This window comes from Njordella calcicola (genome assembly GCF_056494125.1).
Window position 1 is genome coordinate 1,739,997 of record NZ_CM151396.1, and the last position, 23,704, is coordinate 1,763,700.

At 52.3% G+C, this 23,704-nt stretch carries 16 protein-coding genes, 1 tRNA gene and 1 other RNA gene; 13 read left to right on the plus strand and 5 right to left on the minus strand.

Annotated elements, in window-relative coordinates; all coding sequences use genetic code 11:
* Positions 1-7 precede the first annotated feature (7 nt).
* The 5 genes from pth to SH302x_RS06620 all read left to right on the plus strand — a co-directional run bounded on the left by pth (position 8) and on the right by SH302x_RS06620 (position 2,205).
* Positions 8-607, plus strand: coding sequence for an aminoacyl-tRNA hydrolase (pth, locus tag SH302x_RS06600; protein ID WP_479367940.1), 600 nt, complete (start codon positions 8-10; stop codon positions 605-607).
* Positions 608-637: 30 nt separating this feature from the next.
* Positions 638-1,063, plus strand: a complete 426-nt coding sequence (rpsF, locus tag SH302x_RS06605) for a 30S ribosomal protein S6 (protein WP_479367941.1) — start codon at positions 638-640, stop codon at positions 1,061-1,063.
* Between the two features lie 27 nt (positions 1,064-1,090).
* On the plus strand, positions 1,091-1,546 hold the full coding sequence (gene ssb, locus SH302x_RS06610) for a single-stranded DNA-binding protein (RefSeq protein WP_479367942.1): 456 nt from the start codon (positions 1,091-1,093) through the stop codon (positions 1,544-1,546).
* Positions 1,547-1,573: 27 nt separating this feature from the next.
* Positions 1,574-2,092 (plus strand): 50S ribosomal protein L9, encoded by a 519-nt coding sequence (gene rplI, locus SH302x_RS06615; protein ID WP_479367943.1) that lies wholly within the window; start codon positions 1,574-1,576, stop codon positions 2,090-2,092.
* 30 nt (positions 2,093-2,122) lie between these two features.
* Positions 2,123-2,205, plus strand: a tRNA-Leu gene (locus tag SH302x_RS06620).
* Positions 2,206-2,436: 231 nt separating this feature from the next.
* Here SH302x_RS06620 and SH302x_RS06625 read toward each other — a convergent pair.
* Complete coding sequence (locus SH302x_RS06625) at positions 2,437-2,916, minus strand: hypothetical protein (protein WP_479367944.1); 480 nt, start codon at positions 2,914-2,916, stop codon at positions 2,437-2,439.
* 483 nt (positions 2,917-3,399) lie between these two features.
* Between SH302x_RS06625 and SH302x_RS06630 the strand changes: the two genes are divergently transcribed.
* From SH302x_RS06630 to SH302x_RS06650, 5 genes are all read left to right on the plus strand, one after another.
* Complete coding sequence (locus SH302x_RS06630; RefSeq protein ID WP_479367945.1) at positions 3,400-3,705, plus strand: hypothetical protein; 306 nt, start codon at positions 3,400-3,402, stop codon at positions 3,703-3,705.
* Positions 3,702-4,073 (plus strand): hypothetical protein, encoded by a 372-nt coding sequence (locus SH302x_RS06635; protein ID WP_479367946.1) that lies wholly within the window; start codon positions 3,702-3,704, stop codon positions 4,071-4,073. Before SH302x_RS06630 ends, SH302x_RS06635 begins: the two co-directional genes overlap by 4 nt.
* A gap of 40 nt (positions 4,074-4,113) precedes the next feature.
* Positions 4,114-5,271, plus strand: a complete 1,158-nt coding sequence (locus tag SH302x_RS06640; protein ID WP_479367947.1) for a CPBP family intramembrane glutamic endopeptidase — start codon at positions 4,114-4,116, stop codon at positions 5,269-5,271.
* A gap of 54 nt (positions 5,272-5,325) precedes the next feature.
* Positions 5,326-8,763 (plus strand): pyruvate carboxylase, encoded by a 3,438-nt coding sequence (locus tag SH302x_RS06645; RefSeq protein ID WP_479367948.1) that lies wholly within the window; start codon positions 5,326-5,328, stop codon positions 8,761-8,763.
* Positions 8,764-8,892: 129 nt separating this feature from the next.
* Positions 8,893-10,182, plus strand: coding sequence for a nucleotide disphospho-sugar-binding domain-containing protein (locus SH302x_RS06650; protein ID WP_479367949.1), 1,290 nt, complete (start codon positions 8,893-8,895; stop codon positions 10,180-10,182).
* A 193-nt stretch (positions 10,183-10,375) separates the two neighbouring features.
* Here the strand turns inward: SH302x_RS06650 and SH302x_RS06655 are convergent, their stop codons facing one another.
* Positions 10,376-11,419 (minus strand): TIGR03009 domain-containing protein, encoded by a 1,044-nt coding sequence (locus tag SH302x_RS06655; RefSeq protein ID WP_479367950.1) that lies wholly within the window; start codon positions 11,417-11,419, stop codon positions 10,376-10,378.
* A 138-nt stretch (positions 11,420-11,557) separates the two neighbouring features.
* Positions 11,558-11,655: signal recognition particle sRNA small type (gene ffs, locus SH302x_RS06660), an RNA gene on the minus strand.
* 288 nt (positions 11,656-11,943) lie between these two features.
* Between ffs and SH302x_RS06665 the strand changes: the two genes are divergently transcribed.
* From SH302x_RS06665 to SH302x_RS06675, 3 genes are all read left to right on the plus strand, one after another.
* Entirely contained in the window at positions 11,944-13,689 is a 1,746-nt protein-coding gene (locus SH302x_RS06665) for a hypothetical protein (protein ID WP_479367951.1), read from the plus strand.
* Between the two features lie 1,055 nt (positions 13,690-14,744).
* A complete protein-coding gene (locus SH302x_RS06670; protein WP_479367952.1) occupies positions 14,745-15,044 on the plus strand; it encodes a hypothetical protein in 300 nt (99 codons plus the stop codon).
* 72 nt (positions 15,045-15,116) lie between these two features.
* Positions 15,117-15,524: a cytidine deaminase gene (locus SH302x_RS06675; RefSeq protein ID WP_479367953.1), complete on the plus strand. Its 408-nt coding sequence runs from the start codon at positions 15,117-15,119 to the stop codon at positions 15,522-15,524.
* 200 nt (positions 15,525-15,724) lie between these two features.
* Here the strand turns inward: SH302x_RS06675 and SH302x_RS06680 are convergent, their stop codons facing one another.
* Both SH302x_RS06680 and SH302x_RS06685 read right to left on the minus strand, forming a co-directional pair.
* The gene (locus tag SH302x_RS06680) at positions 15,725-22,159 is read right to left on the minus strand and encodes a hypothetical protein (protein WP_479367954.1); all 6,435 of its coding nucleotides are present in this window, start codon (positions 22,157-22,159) and stop codon (positions 15,725-15,727) included.
* Positions 22,160-22,270: 111 nt separating this feature from the next.
* On the minus strand, positions 22,271-23,704 hold the full coding sequence (locus SH302x_RS06685) for a type IV pilus modification PilV family protein (protein WP_479367955.1): 1,434 nt from the start codon (positions 23,702-23,704) through the stop codon (positions 22,271-22,273).

Sequence of the window (23,704 nt, forward strand, 5' to 3'; positions counted from 1 at the left end):
TTGCCCTATGGAACTGTCCGCAGATGCTGGCGATCGTAGTTGTTTTTTAGTTGCGGGCCTTGGGAATCCAGGTCGGAAGTACGAGAGAACTCGCCATAATATTGGTTTCGATGTTTTAGATGTGTTGTTGGGGCGATTTCCAGGATCGATTCCACAGCGAAAATTTGATGGGCGTTACGTCAAGGTTCAGATTGACCAGAAAAGTCTGATCTTGCTGTGGCCCGAAACGTTTATGAATGAAAGCGGTCGGTCCATAGCCGCCGCCACAAGGTTTTTTAAGGTAGCTCTAGATCAGACGTTAGTTATCTGCGATGATTTGTCCTTGCCAGTTGGCAAGCTCAGGTTGCGGCGCAGCGGGTCTAGTGGCGGCCAAAAAGGTTTACAAGACACAATCAAGCACTTGGGTAGTCAGGAGTTTCCGCGTTTGCGTGTCGGCATTGGTGCCACACCGGCGAATTGGCAAACTACCGATTACGTCCTTGGAAGGTTCGATTCAAAAGATCAACCTCTGGTGGATTTGGCATGTGTAAAAGCCGTCGATGCGGTCTTTTGCTGGATGTCGCAAGGGTTGGATGCGGCAATGAATCTTTACAATCGCGAGTCTTAATCACTATCAATTTGTTACAGGAGTTGTCAGTTGGCTGTCGGAATTTACGAAGGTTTTTACCTTTTCGATTCAAATCGTTACGCTCGCGATCCCAATAGTGCTGCTGCTGCCATTCAGGATGCAATCACCGAATTGGGCGGCGAGATCTTGGTCAGTCGTTTGTGGGCTGAGCAAAAATTGGCATACCCAATCAATGGGCACCATAAAGGTACCTATTGGCTGATCTACTTCAAATTGGAAACGACGAAGCTTACTGAGCTGAATCGCGTCTACCAATTGAATGAATCGTTGATGCGTTGGTTGTTTACCCGCATTGATGCTCGCTTGATCGATGCGTTGGTGGCACACGCTCAAGGCGTCGTACCTCACACCGATCGCGATGACAAGAAGCCTGTTGTGGTCGGCGTGGCCGATGACGACGAGTTAGACGAAGACGAAGAAGACGTTGTTGAGTAAACTTTAAGTCACTGGGGAGTAAGCATTATGGCCAGCTACAACCGAGTAATTTTAATGGGCAATATCACTCGTGATATCGAATTGCGATACACACCAGGTGGTCTTGCTGTCACCAAGGTCGGATTGGCCGTGAATGATCGACGGAAGAATCAGACTGGCGAATGGGTCGATGACCCTTGCTATGTCGATGTCACCATGTTCGGTCGAACCGCAGAAATTGCTTCGGAATACCTTGCCAAAGGTTCTCCAATTTTCGTAGAAGGTAAGTTACGCTACGAAACGTGGGAGAAAGAAGGTCAAAAGTTTTCCAAGCTGTCGGTGGTTTGTGATCGCTTGCAGTTCATCGGACCTAAGGGTGAAGGTGGGCCTCGCTCGCAGTCGCGGAGCACTGAATCCGGCAACTCCAATTTAGATTCCAACCATGTGACGACCGTCGAGGAGCATGCCCCCGACGTTTATCACGACGAAAACATTCCATTTTAGGATTTGATTTAGTTTAGGATTTTCCTCATGCCCGTTACTCAGAAAAAACGAATTCGACAATTCCAACGTTTGCCCCGCGGTGCTAACAACGGAATTGAATTGATGCTCATTCAAAGCGTCGAGCATCTTGGTCGCAGTGGTGATGTTGTTCAAGTCAAACCTGGCTTCGCTAACAATTACCTGCTGCCCGAAGGCTTGGCAATCGTTGCAACCGATCACCACAAACGTATGATCGAGAAGCACAAAGCTAAGCTCAATGCGCTCGCGCTAGAGAAATTGGCTGGTCTGCGTGCGCTGGCTGAGGAGATCACCAAGCAGTCGATCAACGTCGAAGCCAATGCGAATGACGAAGGTCACTTGTACGGTAGCGTTGGCGCTCCAGAGATCGCCGCCGCTCTTCATCAAGCTGGCTTTACGCAAGTCAATGAAACGCAGGTCCGCTTGCCTGGACCACTGAAAGAGCTTGGTCTGTACACCGTCAAGGTGCATTTGCATACGGACATCCAAACAGACCTGAAGGTCTGGGTTGTCCCAGCAGCAGGCTAGAGCCAAAGCTTTAATACAAAGTGATTACAAGGGGCTGTGGCGGAACTGGCAGACGCGCTAGATTTAGGATCTTGTGTCCATAGGACGTGCAGGTTCGATTCCTGTCAGCCCCATACGAAACGCCGGCGATTTGGTAACAAGTCGCTGGCGTTTTTTTATGCCCTGTAACGCAATTCGTACAACCGGCCCCTGTGCACAGGAGCGGGACGTGCCGTCCGGTGTGCGCGGTGTCCGATTGACCGGGTGCAGTTTTGCATTGAGCAAGGGACTGCACCCGGTCATTTGAATTGGGTTTGGGCTTGTTGGACATTCGATTGAAATGCCAACCCTGCCGTGAGCTAGAGTCAACGCAAAGCGACTTCCGCGTCGCTGCTGGCCTGGGCGGCTGCTTGTTTGGCGGCCGTGGAAGTCCCCTTCTCCGCTCGTTTGTATAACGCCGTTCGATTGCGCTCGTCCAGGATCTTTTTGTTGGCCCGCTCGGGATCGGTTTGCGTCCACGTCTCGCGGTAGAGTGGGCTCGAAAGATGGCGGTGGATATTTTGGTCCGTATCCAGCCAACGCACGTGGTAGCGGTTGTCGTGGTAGGTGTGGACAGGTCTGCGTGAAAGAACCTCTTTGGGCTCTACCAAGCACCACGCTCGCACGTGGTATTTCCCTTGGCTGGCCGACCACTGGTAAAAGATAACCTGATCGTATACCGGACGACCTTGTTCATCGTGAAAGTGATTCAACTCAATCAAATCAACGGTCTCCTGAACCGTCGTATTGATGTCAAGATTGCCAATAGTAACCATCAAGAGCGGTAAGCAAGCCCAATGCAACATCTTAGTCCCTCATCGTTTCCCTTCGAAGATCGATTGGCTCGACACTCGTAGCGTTGGTCGGGGTCCAACGCCTGGGAAACCAGTTAAGGCGACGTAGCTACTTGAATATCAAATGCGGCAATTGGTCAGGCCAATGGTCGTAGGGTTAATAGCCAAGCGTTCCGTGCTGGCGGAGGGAGAGGGCACCGCGTCGCGATCATCTGCATTTCGTCTAGTAAGCGAAGCGACCTCGACACAACTGATGTGCCAAGTCGTGAACATCCTATGTACAAAACAGTGGACTGTCCAAAAGAAATACTGGCGGCGATGTTCTTGATGATGATCTGGTACGTTGGGTTCGTCTGGCGAATGCTTCCTTTAATCGTTTGACAAAGGTAGCTGGTTTCACCTTGGCGTTTCGAACGTGTTCTTCTGTGAGTCCGACCGTAACCAATAATTGATATCGGTTGGCCGTGTCAAGCTCGTTAGACATTTTCAGAATTGATGAAGAATTCCACACAGTCTAGCCAGCAATCTTTTCTGCGACGGCAGCCGCAGGACTCGCATGCCGAGCGCGAGATTGGCCAGCTACATGGGTCTAATTCGCTTGAGAATTGCCGAATGGGGCAGCCAGTGAAACGAGCCGCTGACATTCTGCAACTGCTTTCGGGGATTCTGCGATGTGTTGAGCGATCGCTGCCGATCAAAACAAAAGCGAGCGATGACGCTGGGCCGTGCGAAACAGCAGTCCGAGTAAATCTCGCTCCATGTAGGAATCCGCAAGTAGAAATTGGGCCAGACGCGATATGAAATACAGCTCCGTACGAACCCCAGCGCTGGGTGTGGTATTTGTTTTTGCTGTGGCAATTGGCTCGAACTATAGCTTTTCTCAGCAACCCGTGCCAACTTGGCCGGTTGGGCAGTTACCCTCTTCCAGCCATGATCCTGATCTCGCGGCCTTTCACCATCAGTCCAGTCATGGCGTCCAACCATACAAAGTGATCGCTGGGCCACGCGTTATCGATCAGAAAAATGCAATGTCCGCATTCGATCATTTGCCAGTGGAAGCGAAAGTCGCGCAGCCCTATGCCTATGGCTGGTTTGGTGGAACTTCGAATGTGCATTGGAGTCGTCAGTTCGGATACGGCCGTCGGTATACCCAGTGGTCGTTGAAATAAGCGCATTCGCATCACGGAGGGCTTGCGTTACACTGGGGGCATGAACGAACTCATTAACTTTCTATCGACTATCGATTCCAAGACGGAAATGATGCCCGGCACAACGGTGGCGTTACCGGTTATATTTTTTGGGCTTTTTGTGTTGGCGATCTTAGGCGTTTCCATTTCTGGATGGATTGCCTTGTTGATTGCAAAGTTGAACGGATATCCGCTGCCTCTGCGCAGGGAGTCACATGAGGTGCAGCCTTGGGGGGCCCTTGATCTTGTCGTAGTGACGGTCGCTTGGCTGTTAACGCAATTGATCGCTGGCGTGTTGATGCGCAAGTTAGGTATTATTTCAGCAGGTGCTGCGGATACTCGGTCGTTGTTCATCATGGCCTTGGGACAGTTCTTCGCTTTATTGGGCGTACTTTTGGCATCGGGTTGGTTGCTAGCTTGGTTTGGATCGGCATCTCAATATTCAGGCTGGTCGGTTCGCAGTCTGGTTTACGACGTGTTGCTTGGAGCAGCGGTCTTTGTCTTATGTGCACCGATCTTGTGGGCATTGATGGCCATTTCTACGGCCCTGACCAAAGTGCAGTATAGTCATCCTTTGATGGAGGCAATCAACCGCGATCCTAGCAACATCTGGAGTGCGGTCTGGGTCGCAGTCATAGTTGCTCCTGTTGTTGAAGAATTTGGTTTTCGCGTATTGCTGCAGGGCTTTTTTCAGTCGCTAGCTGAGAGGTCATCGCAACCTAAGCCGCTAGTAGCCTTCATGGGGCGTGGGCGATTAAGCACGTCTGAGATGCAGCGCAGCGGAAACGGATCTGGCGAAATCAATTCAACTTCTGAAGGACCGGCAGATGACACTGCCAGCAGTTTCGATTACGATGCTGCAATCACGAATCCGTATTCCGTAATGGAGCAAGGTTTGTCGCAACAGCTTCCGTCGCATTCGCTACCTGGGCAAGTAGTCATTGAATCGCGGGAACTGAAGAAGTGGCCGATTTATCTGAGTGGAATTTTGTTTGGCTTAGCTCATTTTGATTATGGCGTAAGCTGGATTCCACTTGTGTTTTTTGGTTGTGTTCTTGGTTGGCTTTATCAACGAACCAACCGGATATGGCCAAGTTTGACGGCGCATATGTTTTGCAACTTCATAGGCGTGACGGGCATTTCCATGCAAGCGTTATACGGTACACCGACTGCATCTTAAGCGTTACTCACTTCACTTTATCCCGAACATTCTACGACTTCCAATCGCCCAGATATGAAACCAATCAAAAAGCTCTTGGCTGCCAATCGCAGTGAAATTGCCACCCGGATTTTTCGTAGTGCCCATGAGTTAAAGATTCGCACCGTTGCGATCTACTCGCATGAAGATCGGTTTGCTTTGCATCGATTCAAAGCAGACGAAGCTTATCAGATCGGCAAGCCTGGTGAACCTATTCGTTCTTACCTGGACATTCAGGGCATCATCGATATTTGCTTACGCAATGGTGTCGATGGCGTTCATCCAGGTTATGGCTTCATGAGCGAGAACCCAGAGTTTGCTCGCGCTCTTGAAGAAAATGGAATTACCTTTGTCGGTCCCAGTGTTCAAGCACTAGAGATGTTGGGTGATAAAGTTGCTGCTCGAAACATCGCTGAACAAGTCGGTGTGCCGGTGCTGAAAGGTTCGGCTGCGGCGGTGGCCTCGTTAGCCGAAGCGCAAAGTGTTGCGGAGAAGATGGGCTATCCCATCATGTTAAAAGCTTCCAAGGGCGGTGGCGGACGCGGGATGCGCATTGTGGAAACGCCTGACCAACTGCCTTCCTCATTGGAACAAGCTCAACGCGAGGCCAAAAACGCTTTCGGCAGCGATGAGGTCTTTCTTGAAAAACTGGTCGCGCGAGCTCGGCATATCGAAGTGCAAATCTTAGGCGATCGCGCTGGCAATATCGTCCACCTGCATGAACGCGATTGCTCTGTGCAGCGACGTCATCAGAAAGTAGTTGAAATCGCGCCAGCCCCAATGTTGGAAAAGAAAGTAGCCTCACAATTACACGAAGCGGCCTTGGCAATCGCGCGTAAAGTAGGCTATTACTGCGCTGGCACCGTAGAATTTTTGCTCGACACCGATACGAATCAATTCTACTTCATCGAAGTCAATCCCCGCATTCAAGTCGAACACACGGTCACCGAAGAAGTTACGGGTATCGATCTAGTCCGAGCGCAGATCTTGGTGTCCATGGGAAATAACTTAACGGACCCAGTGATTGATATGCCCCCTCAACCTCAGATTGTCACCAACGGCTTTGCCATTCAATGCCGTGTGACCACGGAAGATCCTACCAATTCGTTTCGGCCTGACTATGGTCGTATCACGCATTACCGATCGGCCGGTGGTATGGGGATTCGCTTAGATGCAGGTAGTGCATTCAGTGGAGCGGTCGTGAATCCGTTCTATGATTCGATGTTGGTGAAAGTGTCTGTACGTGGAAGATCACTGGTCGAAGCTGCTGGTCGTATGGAACGTTGTCTGCAAGAGTTCCGCATTCGTGGTGTGAAGACGAACATCCCATTCTTGATTTCGCTGATCACACATCCAACGTTCTTGAATGGTGAAGCGACCACGCGGATGATTGACAAAACACCGGAGTTGTTCGAGTTGCCTAAACGTCGCGACCGAGCGACGCGATTGTTAAAGTTCATTGGTGAGACCATCGTCAACGGTTCGCAGAAAGCCGCGATGAAGACGGTGCGACGCGAGCCTGCGACGGTCCCTACCCTGCTTGCAACTAAAGAGCAACCTCGCGGTTGGCGAACCAAGTTTCTGGAAATGGGTGCCGATAAATTCTGCAAGTCATTGCGCAATCATAAAGAGTTGCTGCTAACGGATACGACCATGCGCGATGCGCATCAATCGCTGCTGGCGACTCGGCTGCGTACCTATGATATGGTCCAAATCGCCGACGCTTATTCACGCATGATGCCGCAGTTATTCTCGATGGAAATGTGGGGGGGGGCGACCTTTGATACCTCCATGCGGTTCCTCAAGGAAAGCCCTTGGCAACGCTTAAGCGATTTGCGAGCGCTCGTGCCCAACATTCTGTTTCAGATGTTGCTGCGTGCTTCCAACGCGGTGGGCTATACGAACTATCCCGATAATGTGGTGAAAGCGTTCGTCAATGAGGCGGCTCAAGCTGGCATGGATATCTTCCGCGTGTTTGACGCATTGAACTGGGCCGACAACATGCGGGTGGCCATGGAGGCAGTTGTCGACAGCGGGATGATTTGTGAAGCTGCGATTTGTTATACCGGCGATATCCTCAATCCAAAACGTCAGAAGTATGACCTCAAGTACTACGTCGATTTGGCGAAGAATCTTGAAAAGATGGGGGCTCAGATTCTTGCGATCAAAGACATGGCTGGTTTATGCAAACCCGCCGCTGCTCGCAAACTGGTCAAGACTCTGCGAGAAGAAGTGGGCTTGCCAATCCATTTCCACACTCATGATACAGCCGGTATCCAAGCCGCTTCGATTCTGAACGCGGCCGATGAAGGGCTTGAAATCGCCGACGGGGCATTTGCTCCAATGTCTGGTGGTACATCGCAAGTGAACTTGAACACTTTGGTCGAAGCTCTGCGCGATAGCGATCGCGCTAGCCAACTGCAGACCGATGCCATGACCACCATCGCGACCTATTGGAAAGAGGTTCGCGAAATGTACCAACCGTTTGAAAGCGAAGCACTCGTGGCAGGTGGCGACCTGTACGAACATGAGATGCCTGGCGGCCAGTACACGAATCTCTATCAACAAGCCAAAGCGTTAGGTTTGTCCGACCGCTGGCCTGAGGTTTGTCGGGCTTATGCGGATGTCAATCAAATGTTGGGTGACATTGTGAAAGTTACGCCGACCAGTAAAGCAGTCGGTGACTTGGCGCTCGCAATGGTCGCGAACGAATTGACGGCCGAAGAGATCAAGTCGGGTGCTCGCGAAATCGCTTATCCGGCTTCCGCGATTGATTTGTTAAGCGGCATGATGGGCCAGCCCCCTGGAGGCTTCCCGGCCGATGTCCAAAAAGCGATCCTCAAAGACCATCCCCCGGTTCTTGGTCGGCCCGGAGAATCTTTGCCCCCAGCGGATTTTGACGCAGTCGGTAAACAACTGAAAGAAAAGTTTGGTCGCGATTTTTCGATGCAGGAGATTATCTCCAGCGTCTTGTATCCGAAGGTTTTTGACGAGTTCGCAGCTCATCAACGGGATTACGGAAACGTCAGCCGACTCCCGTCGCCAACGTTCTTTTTCGGTCCTGAAATCGGCGAAGAACTGAGCGTTGAGCTTGAGCCTGGCAAGCGTTTAATCATCAAGTTTTTGGCAGTGGGCGAAGCTCGTCCAGACGGCACACGCACGGTCTTTTTCGAACTGAACGGGCAACCACGCGAAGTCGAAGTCGTCGATAACTCATTGGAAGCTGGTGGTTCAGCTCGCGTCAAAGCAGACTCCAATGACCCAACGCATGTGGCCGCTAGCATGCCTGGTATGGTGATCGGCGTTTCCGTAAAAGTAGGCGACGTCGTGACCAAGGGGCAGAAGCTTTTGGCACTGGAAGCGATGAAGATGGAGACTATGATCAATGCGGACCGTGATGGTGAGATTGCTCAGTTGTTAGTGCAGTCAGGCAGCCAAGTGGAAACCGGCGATTTGTTGCTAGTACTCAAATAACAGATTGTCTGGCTCGATTCGCAATCGAAGCTTGCCGCGTCATTCATCAAGGTCTATCGCAGGAGAGTTGTGTATCGCCTGCGATTGACTTGATAATTACTCTCTTGATCATCGCTTCGAATTCAATCTATGGCTCGCATTGTCTTTCTGTCGAGGAATAACGAGGGCCATTTGTTTCAGGCGTTAAGCTTGGCTCAAGTGTTGATCGGCCGGGGGCATGATGTCACGCTGGTCACCGAGCCAGAGAAGGCTTGCGAGATTGCTGCCAAGTTTGGCATAAAGTTTGTACCGCTATCTAGCGATGACACCGCGCCCCGTTTGCTAACTCGTATGTTGCCCACAGTCGGAACTATCCTGGGCTGCCGGGCTGATCTAGTGCGCGTCAAGATGTTTCAGATTTTGGCGGAAGCACTGCTGACAAAAGGACCGGACATCCTTTCCGCTTTGCAACCCGATTTGGTTGTGGTCGATCAGAATGTGGTCGCAGGCTCAACCCTCTGTGACCATCTAAAGATCCCCTTTGTCACACTGGCCACATCGGTGCCCTGGCATGCGGAAGCGAACGTTGTTCCGCACTTCAGCGGTTGGCGTTACGACAATTCGACATGGATGAAGTACAAAAATCAGTTTTTCAACCGGGGCTTTGAAGTCTATATGCGGCCGGTGCTGGCAGCGATCAACAGTTATCGCAAAGCTTGGAAGCTGCCGCTGCTGAAGCAGACTGCCGATACGTTCTCTGGCCGAGCTCAACTTTCACAGTTGTGCCCGGCTCTAGATTTTCCGCGCACGCAATTGCCCGCTGCGTTCACTTACGTTGGATCGCTGGGAGCGGACCGCAAAGCGGCATCCCCTGCGTTTCCTTGGGAGCAATTAGATGGGCGACCATTGATTTTCGCTTCGATGGGAACGGTGCGCAGCCAGCGAAACGTAGAAGTGTTCCGCAAGATCTCCAAGGCATGCGAGAGCATTTCAGCTCAACTGGTCATGTCGCTGGGCCGCTTTCAAGACAAAACGCAAGAGTTGATAAGTTCCTTTGGCAAACTGCCGAACAATCAAATCTTAGTCGGTTTTGCTCCCCAGATTGAATTGCTTGATCGAGCTGCATTGTTGATTACGCATGCAGGCGTCAACACCGTGCTAGAGGCCATCACCAGAGAGGTGCCGATGATTGCTTTGCCTCGCAATGTCGATCATCCCGCGATGGCGACCAGGATTGAGTACGCGGGGATCGGGTTGCGGGCTTCTATGCGGCGATTCAAACCGGAGCAGTTGCGAATGATGATCCAGCAAGTTTTGAGCGACGATAGTTTTAAAGAACGCTTGCGTGTGGTCTGCGCAGATTTGCAAAGTTGTGGCGGCGCAACCACAGCGGCCGATATCGTTGAAGCGAACTTGGTCAGTACCTCACCCGTTGGCTAAACAGTCGTCGATTGCTCCGCAATCGAAACGCTCATCCGTCCAACACAGTCGTCGATTGCTCCGCAATCGAAACGCTCATCCGTCCAACACAGTTGTCGATTGCTCCGCAATCGAAACGATTGAGATCATAACCGTTTCGTTCGACGGAGCGAACGACGACGCAGATAGATCCTTAACCAATGTTCATCGAGCTTTATCGCTTAGCACTGTTGGGGTCCACTTGTTCCGCCGCCCGATTCTCCGCGCCTGGCAATTGAGCAGGCTCGTCGATAATCTTCCAGTCCTTGGGAGGAGCGATGGGAATGAATTGCTCTTTGAACTTCAACGACTCTTGGATGCGGTCGATCAAAGTCCAGTTGATCTCTCTGTTGGCAAACTCGAAAACTTCCTTCGAATTATTGGTGGGGTTCCAGTTCGGCAAGTAGATTTCTAAGGACAGCGGCAAGAACTGCTTTCGATCTAGATAGATAGTGACTCTCGAGTAATTCTGGGCGTCGACTTGGTATTTCGGATAAGCTTCGATGGCAATGATGTCCACGCGGGGTTTGCCACTTGCATCGTTGGGGGAAGCAACAGGTCGCAGCCAGAAACGCGCCTTGGCGTCGGCCGCTTTGACACCGAACAAGAAAGGCAAAGGCGAATTGATAATCGCCGCGCCCTGCATTTCTGGCGGCAGCGGATAACGCGTGACGACCTTCTGTGTACGATCAAAATTGTGTAACGTCTTCCCGTCGCAGATCCACCATTCGCCGTACTGTCCTTCCACTTGGCCAAACTGAGGGGCTCCGTCTGGGTTGACACCTTTCAGAAAGTACAACTCTTCGACTTTAAAGAGACCTTGATCCGGCTTCATGAATCGCACAATACCTTTAGCGTATTGTTCGTGCGATTCTTTCCCCATAAAGGTCCAACGCTGGAAGTCACATCGGTAGCGTTCGATCTTCTCGGTCTCTTGGCTCCAGTAGTTCAAAACGTCATTGAGATACTTGTCTTCTTGAGGATTGAGAGCCGGGAAAGGTTGCATCGGCGCTTGGGGAGCGACCGGTGGCTGGCCGCCTGGTAGTTGTTGGGTGCCTGGTTGCAATTGCTGGGCGGGGCTGAGCGGTTGCTGGATGGCTTGTTGGGCACCGGGCTGAAACTGCTGCGCTAGCGCGGTCATGGGTGTTGCGAGTGCCAATGCACCAATCGATGCTCTCAAGACAGAATGGAAGCTTCGTAGAACTGGTTTGCGTTTCATCCGTGACGCCTTCGCTGCTTGTAATAAAGGCCAACCACCATGTTGGCTGCTGGGGCGGAGTCTAGCAATCTCAGCGGGCGAGCCCTAGATCATTTGCCGTCGGAATTCAGCTTGAATTCGAGAAAAAGGAAGAAAGTCGGCCCACAAGCGGCCCCCGCACAAGAGTACAGACGCTTATGGCTGCTCCAGTTAAGTCCTGACCAGGTTCACGCTTCCCCCTTGCGAGAGCCCTAATGGGCCGACCGACATATCATGGACCCTTTGAGCGTATCCGACAAGGGGCTAGACGTTAGAAATACGCGCTCGAAATAAGCAGCCAAGGCCCAAACCTTCCTTTTCCCGAAGCGAACTTACTTGTATACTGAGCTTTCAGTGGACCAAAGAGCGAGCTAGATTTCCAGGTCAAGATCATCGATGTAGGCATGATCACCAGTTCGTATAAGCCGCTCTTGTTCAATTCAGCCATCGCCTTTCGTTTACGTGCGTGGCCCCATAAATACATTTTCTCAGTAACCAGATAGTTCATGCCAGATAATTGGAATAAGCTTGCCAACCTCCTCGGCACGCCATCAATCGACCCGATCGAACGTAAGCCTTCGCCTCCCAAACAACCATCGAAAGCCGTAGAGCCTGCGGCTGTCGAAACCGCACCCGCTACTTCGGAAAATGTGGACATTCCAGCGGAAAGCTCCAGTGTCGAACCGGCTGCGGTTGCGGCGGTCGAGGCCAAACCTCGAAGCAAGAGCACTTGGGACGCCGTCGCCGAATTCTTCGGCGTGGCCGCGCCCGCCTCTGAAGAAGCTCCGTCCGCCCCCGAAACGACTTTTGGCTCGACTTCGCCACAAGTCACCAAGGAAGCACCGGCTGCACAACGAGCAGCTCCAAAGCCAAAGCGATCGTTCTGGGGGACCGAAGAAGAAACGGCTCCGGCAGAACAGTTGTCGCCCCAGCAAGTCTCCGACGAGTTGCTTGGAAAACGCGAAGGCTCGACCAAAGCGGAAGATGATCTCGAAACGCTTCTCGCCAGCTTCAACGTACGGCCTAGCGAACCGGCACCTCCTGCCACCTCGGAAATCCCAACGCCAGCGGCACAGCGCCCTGTCCGACCGGATGGCCCGCCGCGTCGATCTCGCGAGGAACCACCGCGACGAGGACGCCCCGAACGCCCAACTTCCGAACGACCCGTGGCAGAAGACCGCGACCGACGCCCCCGCGGCTTTGTTGGCGAAGATGCCGACATCGACGAAGCGGTCTCCGAAGCTGCGCCCCGCGGACGACGTCCTGCTCGAAGCGAAGCAGATGATGTTCGTCGACCTCGCAGCAGCGAATTGGACGACAGCGAAGGCGGATCACCTCAGCGCCGTGGCCCTCGCCGCAGGCCTCGCCGTGAAGTTGTCGCTGGTGCCGATTCGACAGCACCTGAGCTCGAATCATTGGACGACCAAATTGAAATCATTGATGAGCGTTTAGACGAGGTCGGTGACGATTCTGCTATCGATTCGCCAAGCCGCCGTGGTCGTCGTTGGAGCAACGATCGCGACAGTCGTGGGACAGGCGGCCGTCGCCAGTCTAGTCGAGACGCAGCCGAGCCGCGGGCTGATCGAGAGCCACGCCCCGAGCGCTCGCCTCGAACCGAGCGTGAGGATGTTCGGCCCGAACGTGCGCCGCGGGTAGAACGTGAATTTGGCGCGGAGCGTGCTCCGCGGCCCGAGCGTGCTCCGAGACCTGAACGCGGACCTCGGCCTGAGCGTGGCCCTCGCCCCGAACGTGGTCCAAGGCCCGAACGCGGCCCACGTCCAGAACGTGCGCCAGCCGCCCAGCACGGAGGAAGGCCTGAACGCAGCTTTGATCGATCGGAAGCCCGAGACGATCGACCTGCAGGCAAATCGACTGCTTGGGAAGATCCGCAATTCGTCGACGATGTTGCTTTCGTCGATGACGAGCTTCCCATCGAAGAGACCGTTTTGGATGACGAAGGGAACCCACGCCGTCGCCGTCGCCGTCGTCGCAGTCGTTCACGCGGAGATGTTGAAGCGCCAGAAGGTGACGACATAGTCGCATCCACTGGCCGCCAAATCTACGGTCGTCACGCCGACGAGGCCGAAGACGAAGCGGACGAAGTCGAAGCATTGCAAGCGAGCAATGTGATTCCGTGGGTAGACGCGATATCGGTGATTGTTGACAAGAACATGAAGAATCATCGCCACACCCCGCCCCACAACCCCCGTCATCGCGGTGGCCCACGCGGCGGCAACGATCGTCGTCGGTAGCAGTCACACTCCGTGTGCCGTCCGCCTCCTTCACCCTCCCGAATTCGGAGGGTCCCGTCGGCCGGTAACAAGGTCGCTACGTTATTGCCGGAACCGCGCACAGCCAATCAAGTAATATCCAATTGTGTCAGTAACGTTGACTCGTTTTTAGCGACCGATGTTCCGGCGCTGTCGTTAGCTTTGCTTGTTACCGGGCCTACGAAGAGCACATCTTCGTTTAACCGTTAGCCGCTAGGCGTACGCGTCGTTAGCAGTCACACTCCGTGTGCCGTCCGCCTCCTTCACCCTCCCGTTTCGGAGGGTCCCGTAGGCCGGTAACAAGGTCGCTACGTTATTGCCGGAACCGCGCACAGCCAACAAAGTAATATCCAATTGTGTCAGTGACGTCGACTAGTTTTAAGCGACCGATCTTCCGGCGCTGTCGTTAGCTTTGCTTGTTACCGGGCCTACGAAGAGCACATCTTCATTTAACCGTTAGCCGCTAGGCGTACGCGTCGTTAGCAGTCACACTCCGTGTGCCGTCCGCCTTCTACCCTCCCGAATTGGGAGGTCCCGTAGGCCGGTAACAAGGTCGCTACGTTATTGCCGGAACCGCGCACAGCCAATCAAGTAATATCCAATTGTGTCAGTAACGTTGACACTAGTTTTAAGCGACCGATGTTCCGGCGCTGTCGCAGGGGTGCCAACAGATTCTGTAAATCGCCAAGGAGTTTTCATTTTTGCTCACGAGAACGTATATCTCATCTGTGGGCATCTTTGAATCTGTTGGAAACACTTCCTGCTTGCCTGCAAGCGGGTACGAATAGCGACTGACGTTTAATCTGTCAACAAATCTGCTAACCACATCGTCATGCTTCAGCAAACAACGGATGATATGGAACGATAGTTGCGGCGGATTGTGGTTTCGAAGACTGGTGTTAGACCAATAAGTTTGCGATTCAGCAAAAATATGCAGGTAAATGCATTTACCCAACGCGAACTTACGACCTATACTTAAAGTTGTGAAGGATTATCGGAATTTCCTTGCTACTTGGTGATTGTTGCAGGTGAAAGAAATGAGTCAATTTGCTGTTGGTGACCGAGTCATCTATCGACGCGAGAAGCATTCTACGCATCCGGGCCCACGGGCCAGGAATGTGGATCCAGCACCGCTGGGTGAGCTGTATTCGTACGAGGTCGACAAGTTTTGGACAGTACAGGAAGTGACCAACGGTAGCCTAGTTTTGGTGACTAGACGCGGCAAAAAGCATCTGGTGAAGACGAATGATCCACGATTGCGTCGAGCAAATTTGTGGGAGCGCTTCATGTATGGCGATAAATTTCCGCCGGTAACCGCTGGTCCTATTGGGCTGTAGCACTCCGGCTATGGTTGGTTTGGCTGCCTAGGCCTGTGCGACATTTGTGGTTAGAAAGATTGCTTGGCTGAGATGAAAACGACCGAAGAGACCGTGGAACGGATGCTGGCCACTGCCCAGCAAGCGGCAACTCAAGCGTATGCTCCTTATTCAAAGTTCACGGTCGGCGCAGCCATTTTGCTAACAGATGGCAGTCTTGTTTCAGGATGTAATGTGGAAAACGCTTCGTTTGGCGTGACGATTTGCGCCGAGCGTGTGGCGGCTTGTACAGCAGTGGCTGCTGGAAAGCGAGACTGGCAAGCGATTGTCATTGTATCACCGACGGGCGTTTCGCCCTGTGGAGCTTGTCGGCAGTTTATCTCGGAGTTTGCTTCTCGGCTAGAAGTTTTCTACGGCACCTTAGCCGCCACCCGTGCCAGCGAGCTTAAACAGACCACCTTGGACAAGATGCTGCCTGACCAGATGAGTCTCGAGTCTTGAGTGCTCATCGCTGTCGGCTAAAAGCTTAAGCTTAAACTTAAACTTAAACCTAAACTTAAACAGAGCATGGGCCTCTTCCGCACGGTCTCGTCCCGGTGGGGCTGCAAGTGAGTGCTCCGCCGTTGGAGGCCCGGACTGAAGCTTGAGCGATGCTGAAGACTGTGCTTAGTTCTTAGTTCTTAGTGCTTTAGCTCCAGCCTCTACCTCGCGATGTTGCGTCTTAGGAGGATCGCTTTTTCTGAGTTGAAGGAGTCACCTTCGCGGTAGGCAACAGGGACGGTACGATCGATGATGTAGAACGAACGTTGTCGTTCGGGTTTACCATCGACGCTGATGTACTCACGGCCCAGCCCATTGACCGGATCCCATTCGAACAGACCGACCGTGACCCAAACCGCAAACACATTCGACTGGTTGGTGACCAAATTCGAAAGTCGATTCAGCCGGTTGTATGCCATCAGCGGTTGCGACAGTTGTTCGTTGGCTGGGGCAAACGACGGGAATGCCATCGTATTGACAGTGGGGTTGAGCGGTGAGTTGGCATCCGCCGGTCTTCGAGTCGTGACAGTTGCACTTCGCGCCGGGCGATAATCCTCTAGTAGCGTAGTATCATAGGGATTGCCGATCGGTGGCGTGATGTTTGCATTAAACGGCGAGCGGTAGGCGCCTGCAAACTGCGTTGGGTACATGTGGTGAATGTTTGGGTTCAGCGATGAATAGATATTAGTCGCGTTGTTTAGGATAGGGTTAACGAACGCCGGATTCACAGGATAGCCTCTGCGTAGACCTACAATTGTCGCATTCGTTGTGGCAGTGTTGAACGGCTCAGTCCATGGAATGTTACCCACGGTGTTGAGTCGAGCGGTTGCATTTTGGAACATGTTCCATTCAACTGCGTTCCAAACCGGTTCATCGACCAACGTGTTGATATTGATTTTACCTGGATTGGTATAGGTTGGAGCGACGTTGTTTGGAGTGAGATAATCCGCTAGCATTCGATTGCGAATCGCATCGATTCCCGCGTTGCCCGACGGACGATAAGTAACGTCAACTGCAGCAGGATTAAGGATCTTTGCGGTGTCTGCATAGCGGGGAGGCGTCTCCACCAACTCCATCAATAGCCCAAGTTCTGCGCCTGGTTGTTGAGCCGGATTGCGGCGCATCCAGTATGGTTCCCGTCGAGCCACGCGAACTTCGCCAGTATTGACGGCCGCTGGAGGTACCGGACTGGCACCCGCAGCAATGTTAAATCGGGCGCTGGTTTCAAAGAGGTTCATTAAGTGTCCAAATGGCAGTACCAATCCGCGGTCTGTTGCGTCGGTATTTGCATAGGGATTCAATGCACCGCCGGTCTGGCCAACCGTGAACGCGCCACCCAATTGGCCCGGGCCTACAAATGGCACCAAGCTTAACTCAGATGGATTAGCGAACTGGCGATTGGGCCAGAACAGGGAAGCCATCATGCAAAACTCTGGATTGGATGTGCCTCGATAATCCGCATTGATCTGCGGAGGGTTCAATCCAAAATTACGAGGCGGCCCGAATCCATCAAAGCTACCGTTTATTGCTTGGAAGTTGCCAGGGTATGTGGCGTCAGCCAAGAAGGCGGTCGCATCAGGCACAATTTGATGGCCGACATTCAAATAACCAAGCGTCGAACTGGAATGCGTGAAAGATGGATCGTCAGGATTCTGGTATCCAAGTTCGAACGAAAAATAGACTGGCTGAGGCGGCGTCGTCGAGCGCAAGGTTTGGTACAGAGGCGCAGTGGATGCCGACATGTAAGAGCCTACTTGCGTTGTCCGCGGCGTAACAGGCAGAGGATTCACCCCAATGGCAGGCGGTACTGCGTTAACCAATTCATGGACACTTCGGCCATCTTTGAAACGTGATTCGAACGCCAGTTGATTGGCCGTTAGTGTCACGTTCTGGTAATCGCCATTAGTGTTTTCGCCAGTAAACAACGTTAAGTCGACGCTGAGTGTATCGACCGTAATGTACGGGTTGAAATAGGGGTCATAACCTTGCAGCGGATCTGCTAATCGTTGCAAGTAAAGCTCGCAGAAGTCGGTGTGCGTGCGGTGCGAATTCCAAATTCCATTTTGTAGATACTCGTTGACTCTTACGTCCGTGGGATCGTCCATATCTTCGTCATCAAATATATCCGTGTCCAAAAACTGCCCTGCATCAGAGAGATCTGCATAAGCATCCGGACGTCGAACTTCATAGCCTGAGGGTGGGTTGGTGTTCAACTGGTGCGTTGGCCGCGGATAGTAATTTCCGCCAGGTGTTGGCAGCGGTTCGGAGACGCTGATACCGATACCTTCGTCGGGAGCAAGCGGGTCTGTGGCTAGGTTGTTACCTTGCCAGATAGGATCAGGCGGATCGGCTTGGGTAATCATGGTAACAACTGGCTTGATACGACCGTTGAATCGATCGTTCGCAATCGAGTTATCTAATCGAATGTGTTCGACACTGTTGGCGTTCAATCGGATTCGTTGAGGGCTAGGCTCATAGTAAGGATCGCGCGTGCTGCCCGCCATGGTGTCACGAGAGCCAATAACGGTCTCTGCCCTTGGACCTAACACCGCATACGAACCTGCAGGTAATCCGAACGTGGCTCCATTAACACCGCCAGTCCGATTGTAATAGACCTTATGATTGATATTCACGGTGCCATTTCGAAGATTTGGGACTCGTGTCATACCGAGATCAGTTGGTCTCGATCCTGTAAACCAAATCACCCGTTCAAATTCAATGTTTGTTGTACCGGTTGTGGTTCCAACATCTTCCAAGTCGCTGTACAGACCGTTGGCGACAACGGGATCGCCCGTCTCACCAGATTCGGTTGTCACCGAAGGGGCGAATTCTTCGCTAGCTTGGTTCGTGGCATGTTGGACCAATTCAGATGCCGGTCCTCCAACACTGTTGTCATTTAGCATCTCGCTATAAGTCACCATTGCAGGGTCTTGACCTTTAGTGCGACCGACGCCAATTCGCCAAACGGGTTGACGTCCGTAGGCACCTGTTGTCGAGGGCGGAGCGAGCTTGGCAAGCTGCAGACCGACAACCCCACCGGAGTTAACGTACAGCTCTTTGGGGAACGCAGGGGCCGTTTGTTCGCCGAGGCCAGGGATTGAGGCCGCGCCGGTTTGTGTGCGTGGGTTGTACAGCTCAACAAACAACGAACCTTGTGGGATTCGGTATTGTGTGGGCCTAGCCCCCATGGGACTGGGATACAACGTTGTCTCGCGTACTCGTTTGTCGTGGAATGCAAGAGATTCGGTAAGCAATAGCTCTGGATACTCCATCCCCCACACCACATCGCCTGGCTCGGGTCTCCAGCCTGGATCTCTTCCAAAACCTAACGCACTTGGTGGTGTTTGAGTGATTCCGACTCCGGCTCGTATACCAAAAGGTAAATAGTCATAATCGAATCGCGTCATGATCGAATCAGAGTCGCGGAAGTCAACAACGTTCACTGCCCATTGAGCCAACGTTCGAGCACGCAGCTTGTACCAGTCCCGGGTATTGGGCGTATGACCGTTCATGGTGACAAACTGATAGTCCTGTGGCACCAACAGTTGCGCCAAGCAATACAGTTGTCGAGCGTACAACTGACGCGAGGCAAGTCCGAGTTGTTGCGGACGCTGCGAAGCAGGTGGAGCTGCCAATTGCGGAAGAGTGCGATATGTCGGCGCAATTCCAGAGCCATCATTGGGATAGAACAATCCAATGTTGTTCTTGTTTCCAAGCAAGTTGAAGTATCCCGCTGGCGGAGGATCAATCATATTGCCGTCGTAAGGGTACTGACGAATAACCTCGTTCTGGCCGTTGTTCCATGCGAGTTCTCGCGGATCATCGACTACAACAGGTAAGTTGATTCCTGTAGCACCCGTACCAGTAACGTCATCATTTACGAAGTAGGGACTGCTCGTGTTTTCGACGAAAGCATTTCCGAAAGGACGGTTGAGGTTCATCCTCAAGCCTTGACGAAACTCAATCGGGAACAGAGCTCGTAAGATATCCGGCGTCAACGGCGGCACTAAGTTGGAATCGATTGGATGATGAACTGCAGAAGGGTCGTTGTTAGCGCTTTCGAGTGGATTGTTATCCAAGGTACGGTAATGATGCTCGTGCAGCAGCGTGACCCATTCCAGCAGGTTGCCGACCGGTTGGATTTTCGTTGTGTTTGCTTGGGCTAAAACATTAGGATCGTTGGATTGGATTCGACCTGCAAATCCGATCGGAGCATTGCGCAATTCTTGACTGCGCGTGGTAATCACTTTGTTGATCTGCATGGCAAGGTTGTAACGAATTCCGTTGGGATCGTTATTCAACTCCACAACCTTCGCAAGTCGATCTGAAAGATTACGGATATCCCCGTCGTAACGCCGTACCAATCGCTCTAACTCTTCTAAAGTAAATGGCGTGTCTTGCCCAAACAACTCTTGCGACAGTTCGTAGGGATCGTCCGCAATTTCATCGGGCTCGAATGGGGTGCCGTTGTTGGGGTTCAATAGTGGCGGACGATAAGTGGCGATATTGCCATTCAAATCGATACCAAAGGCCGAACGCCCTCGTGTCATCACCGGAAAGCCCGCACGAGGATAGATGTATTGGTTACCACCAAGGTCAAACGCCCACTGAGGATTGAGCGATGTTAAGCCTCTCTCAAAGAAATAGCTTGAGTAATCATCGCCGGTATCTCCTCCCCCATTATTGATCGAGTCGACTGAGACTTGGTCACGGTAGCGGCCTGGAACGCCTGTGAGTGAGTAGCGGTCGCCAGGCGGGGCATCATTACCATTCCTCAGTCGCATCATTGCTTGCGTAAACTCTAGTTGAGCTTGAAAGCGATTCATTGACGTCGAGTCAAAGAAATCTCTCAGATGGCGAAAGCTCAGATCTCCGGGCCCAACGCCACTGCCCTGCGCCAAAATCTCATTGTTGGTATAAGCCGAAGTCTGTCGTCTTGCAAATGAAAGCGATGATACGTCCGTGTATGTTGGAAGCCCTTGCAGAATATCGCCTGCCAAATTGACGTTGATCCGATTATCCAAATCCGCGATGTGAACCGCCGTCATAATCTTTAGCATCTTGCCTTCGGGTGAGACGATTGTGGGGAGGTCTGGATCAATCCAAACGCTTTCCGCGATCCCATCGCCATCGTTGTCCACATCCCAGGGCCCTTGCACTAGCGATCCTAAGAAATTTCGCAGCGCAGTTTGCTCCGCGGCGGAGCCATTGGTCCAGTTTAGATTAGCAAAGTCTCGTGAAAGACCGCTGAAGCTACTTGAACCAACATTAAACCCATTGTTGACGGGTACACCGGGGCGGATTGGATTGTTGTTCAACGATACCGCTAACGGGCGAGCACACGCAAAATCGACCAGCCTCAGAAGTTGTTGGATGTCCGCTGGGGTTCGACTAGCCAGTCCACTTCCTGATTCATAAAGTTGCCAAATGTAATTCACCAATTCCGGTCGGTGATAAGATGGAATGATTTCTCTTGGATCAAGTCCAGGGTTGCCGTTAGGATCGCGGAAGTCGCCGTTGGGATCCAAACAGGACAGCCAAAAGTCTCGAAAATCTGCAACATCAACGCCTTCATTCGTAGAACCTAAGACGTTACGGGACTCCATGTAGTCCATGTTGGGCAACAGTCCAATCGGCACGACTTGGCCATCAGGACGTGGTAGAGCAGTAGTAGCTCGATTATTGAAGTCGCCCGTCCAGTACTGTGTCAGGTTTCCACCTGCATCTATGGGATCGGGACTTCCATCGACGCCCGGATGAACGCCGAACCCAACTCCATTGTAAACCGCGTCATTAATCAAGTAACGATAAGGAGCCCCCGTCGCATTATAGAACAGGGAGTTTGGGCCGTGAGTCGACAGCCAAGCGTTCAACGTTCCTCGAAACGAGCCAACTCCAGTCACGGCTCCCTCTAGTTCCAAGTCTGTTGGCACATCTGCCAAATCGATCAGAATCGAATATGCCAATGGGTCCGGTGTTGGAGGGCCCGTTAAGATTGACTCCCAACCGATATATTTCAATACACGGAACGATTGATTCGCTAGCGGCCCTTCAAGCATCGTAAAGACGCGAGCGTTGTATGCATCATCGATAGGGCTCAGCACTTGGCCGGTAACAAACTCGGTCGTGATCGCAATGTCATTTTCACGCAGTGGCACTTTGCAAAATGAAGTATCGCTTTCCAAGAGGCCGCTGGGCATTGGGGGCGATTGAGCTCCAACTAAAACTGCTCCATGCGGTGCATTCACCCAAGTATTGTTAGCCGGCGCGCCATCATAGCCGGTTGGATTGCCTGCAACTTGATAGGACCTGATATATCCTTCAATTGCTCGGCGACCATATACATCCCCTAGCAGGGAGTGCATCGAGAATGCGGATGCAGTGCTTCGAGTGCCTCGTAATATCAACGGAATAATATCTGGGTCATAGAGCATTTTCCCAGTATTCTGCAACTTCGCTCGATTGATAATCAATCCACTGGTCCGCGACTGTCCGGAAAAGACCATGTAGGTCACGGCCAGCAAGCTGAAAAGTCCGAGCATGCCAAGGACCACTAGCAGGACTAAACCACGCTTCGCTTTTTGATTCGTTCTCATGGCTTTGTTTCCTAAACGTCGAGAGGAGTTTGCTTTTGCATTGAGGAGTTTGCGCACAGCTTGTCATGCTGTGAATTCAACCGAGGTAATAAGTCTTGAAAAGGTATCCAGCTACTTCACAGTCACTGGATACTCATAAACCGCGACCACGCCTTGGACAACGGTTGCAATCGTTTCAAGTTCCGCCGCTGTGGGCACTGCCGGGAGGCCAATGGCCGGTCCATTGAGAGACGGATCCAAATCAGGGAAATCCCAAGGGCGACCTTGCAGCACGACATCACGTGAGATCTGCGGTGTGCCAGGCGCGGCATCACTCGCCTCACCAATAGCAACAACGCGATACCAAGCATGACGATGTACCAACCGACGCCCATTGGCGATGGTATCAGGTAGATTCCATTGCAAATAACGCGACAACATGATGTAGTCACCGGCTCTTAGCCTCGCGTCAGAGCGAACATCAAAATGAAGAGTCGCGTTCAACAACGAACCAGCGCTGATTGGAGGTAAGTTGTAGTTGGACTGCTGCGTTGCAAGTGCGATTCGCTCTCCTTCCGGCAGGACATCAAACGCCGCCGTGTCTGGTATGTCGAAAGAGCGATCTCGCTTATTGACAACGACAATAGAAACAGTGAACTGTCGCGGGAACTCCAACGCTTTGGTTTCAATTGGAACTATGGTCGCAAACCAACTCAAGTCAGATTTCTTTGCCGAAGAGATCAAACTACCAACGTCCACACCGTCGAATTCTCGTAGCGCACCAAAACTCTTGTCTTGTTGAATCGTCGCCTGGATTAAGTCACCTAAATTTGCATTCTGCGAATCGGCTGCAACGGTTGAGATTGGCAGCGGCAATGTCATGGCGCTAACGTTCTGTCTTGCTAGGCTAGAGACGCGTATTAACCTTGGCGTTTCGACGCCACCTACGGCGAATTGTCCAGAAGCCGCATTCATTAAAATGTGATCGTTGAAGAACGGCATCCGGTTACGACGGATTAAGGCATTCGCATAGTCAGTCGTCCAAGATTTACCCCTGGCTAGCCAGTTAGCTTGATTGACGTAGCTGCTATACAGCGGGTCAAAACAAAAACCTTGACCAATGACACGCCGCCATGCTGCCTCTTGATTGAAAGCAGGCAGATATGGATCATTCATTCGTTTACGCTGTAATCCAACGTACACATCATCCATCGATTTCACGGGCTTATAAGGATGAGCTGGAGCAGCACTGTAGTTTGTCAACGGTGGATCATAGGGGTCAGGGCTATTGCTGTTGGGATAAGGAACTAAGTCGTCGTCGAAAACCCATGGCGACTTGTCGCTGGGAAGCACTAAATCAGCCGCTGCCGAGATGGCCGCCGCGTTGATGGCTCCACCAGTCGCCTGGTTAAGCGCGTACGAGTCGCTGGCTTGTCGGGCCGCCAACGGGATGATGGCCAGCACGCCTGCCAGTCCGAAAAGTGCGATCATCATCGCAAACAGGACTTCCACCAGCGAAACACCTAAACGATGCTGGGCCAAGCGAAACTTTGATACGTTCTTCAT

What these genes read in the sequence shown, in the direction of transcription:
- pth (WP_479367940.1), top strand. Translation starts at nt 8, where the DNA reads ATGGAACTGTCCGCAGATGCTGGCGATCGTAGTTGTTTTTTAGTTGCG.
- ssb (WP_479367942.1), top strand. Translation starts at nt 1,091, where the DNA reads ATGGCCAGCTACAACCGAGTAATTTTAATGGGCAATATCACTCGTGAT.
- rplI (WP_479367943.1), top strand. Translation starts at nt 1,574, where the DNA reads ATGCCCGTTACTCAGAAAAAACGAATTCGACAATTCCAACGTTTGCCC.
- SH302x_RS06625 (WP_479367944.1), bottom strand. Translation starts at nt 2,916, where the DNA reads ATGTTGCATTGGGCTTGCTTACCGCTCTTGATGGTTACTATTGGCAAT.
- SH302x_RS06630 (WP_479367945.1), top strand. Translation starts at nt 3,400, where the DNA reads ATGAAGAATTCCACACAGTCTAGCCAGCAATCTTTTCTGCGACGGCAG.
- SH302x_RS06635 (WP_479367946.1), top strand. Translation starts at nt 3,702, where the DNA reads ATGAAATACAGCTCCGTACGAACCCCAGCGCTGGGTGTGGTATTTGTT.
- SH302x_RS06640 (WP_479367947.1), top strand. Translation starts at nt 4,114, where the DNA reads ATGAACGAACTCATTAACTTTCTATCGACTATCGATTCCAAGACGGAA.
- SH302x_RS06645 (WP_479367948.1), top strand. Translation starts at nt 5,326, where the DNA reads ATGAAACCAATCAAAAAGCTCTTGGCTGCCAATCGCAGTGAAATTGCC.
- SH302x_RS06650 (WP_479367949.1), top strand. Translation starts at nt 8,893, where the DNA reads ATGGCTCGCATTGTCTTTCTGTCGAGGAATAACGAGGGCCATTTGTTT.
- SH302x_RS06655 (WP_479367950.1), bottom strand. Translation starts at nt 11,419, where the DNA reads ATGAAACGCAAACCAGTTCTACGAAGCTTCCATTCTGTCTTGAGAGCA.
- SH302x_RS06665 (WP_479367951.1), top strand. Translation starts at nt 11,944, where the DNA reads ATGCCAGATAATTGGAATAAGCTTGCCAACCTCCTCGGCACGCCATCA.
- SH302x_RS06670 (WP_479367952.1), top strand. Translation starts at nt 14,745, where the DNA reads ATGAGTCAATTTGCTGTTGGTGACCGAGTCATCTATCGACGCGAGAAG.
- SH302x_RS06675 (WP_479367953.1), top strand. Translation starts at nt 15,117, where the DNA reads ATGAAAACGACCGAAGAGACCGTGGAACGGATGCTGGCCACTGCCCAG.
- SH302x_RS06680 (WP_479367954.1), bottom strand. Translation starts at nt 22,159, where the DNA reads ATGAGAACGAATCAAAAAGCGAAGCGTGGTTTAGTCCTGCTAGTGGTC.
- SH302x_RS06685 (WP_479367955.1), bottom strand. Translation starts at nt 23,704, where the DNA reads ATGAAGAACGTATCAAAGTTTCGCTTGGCCCAGCATCGTTTAGGTGTT.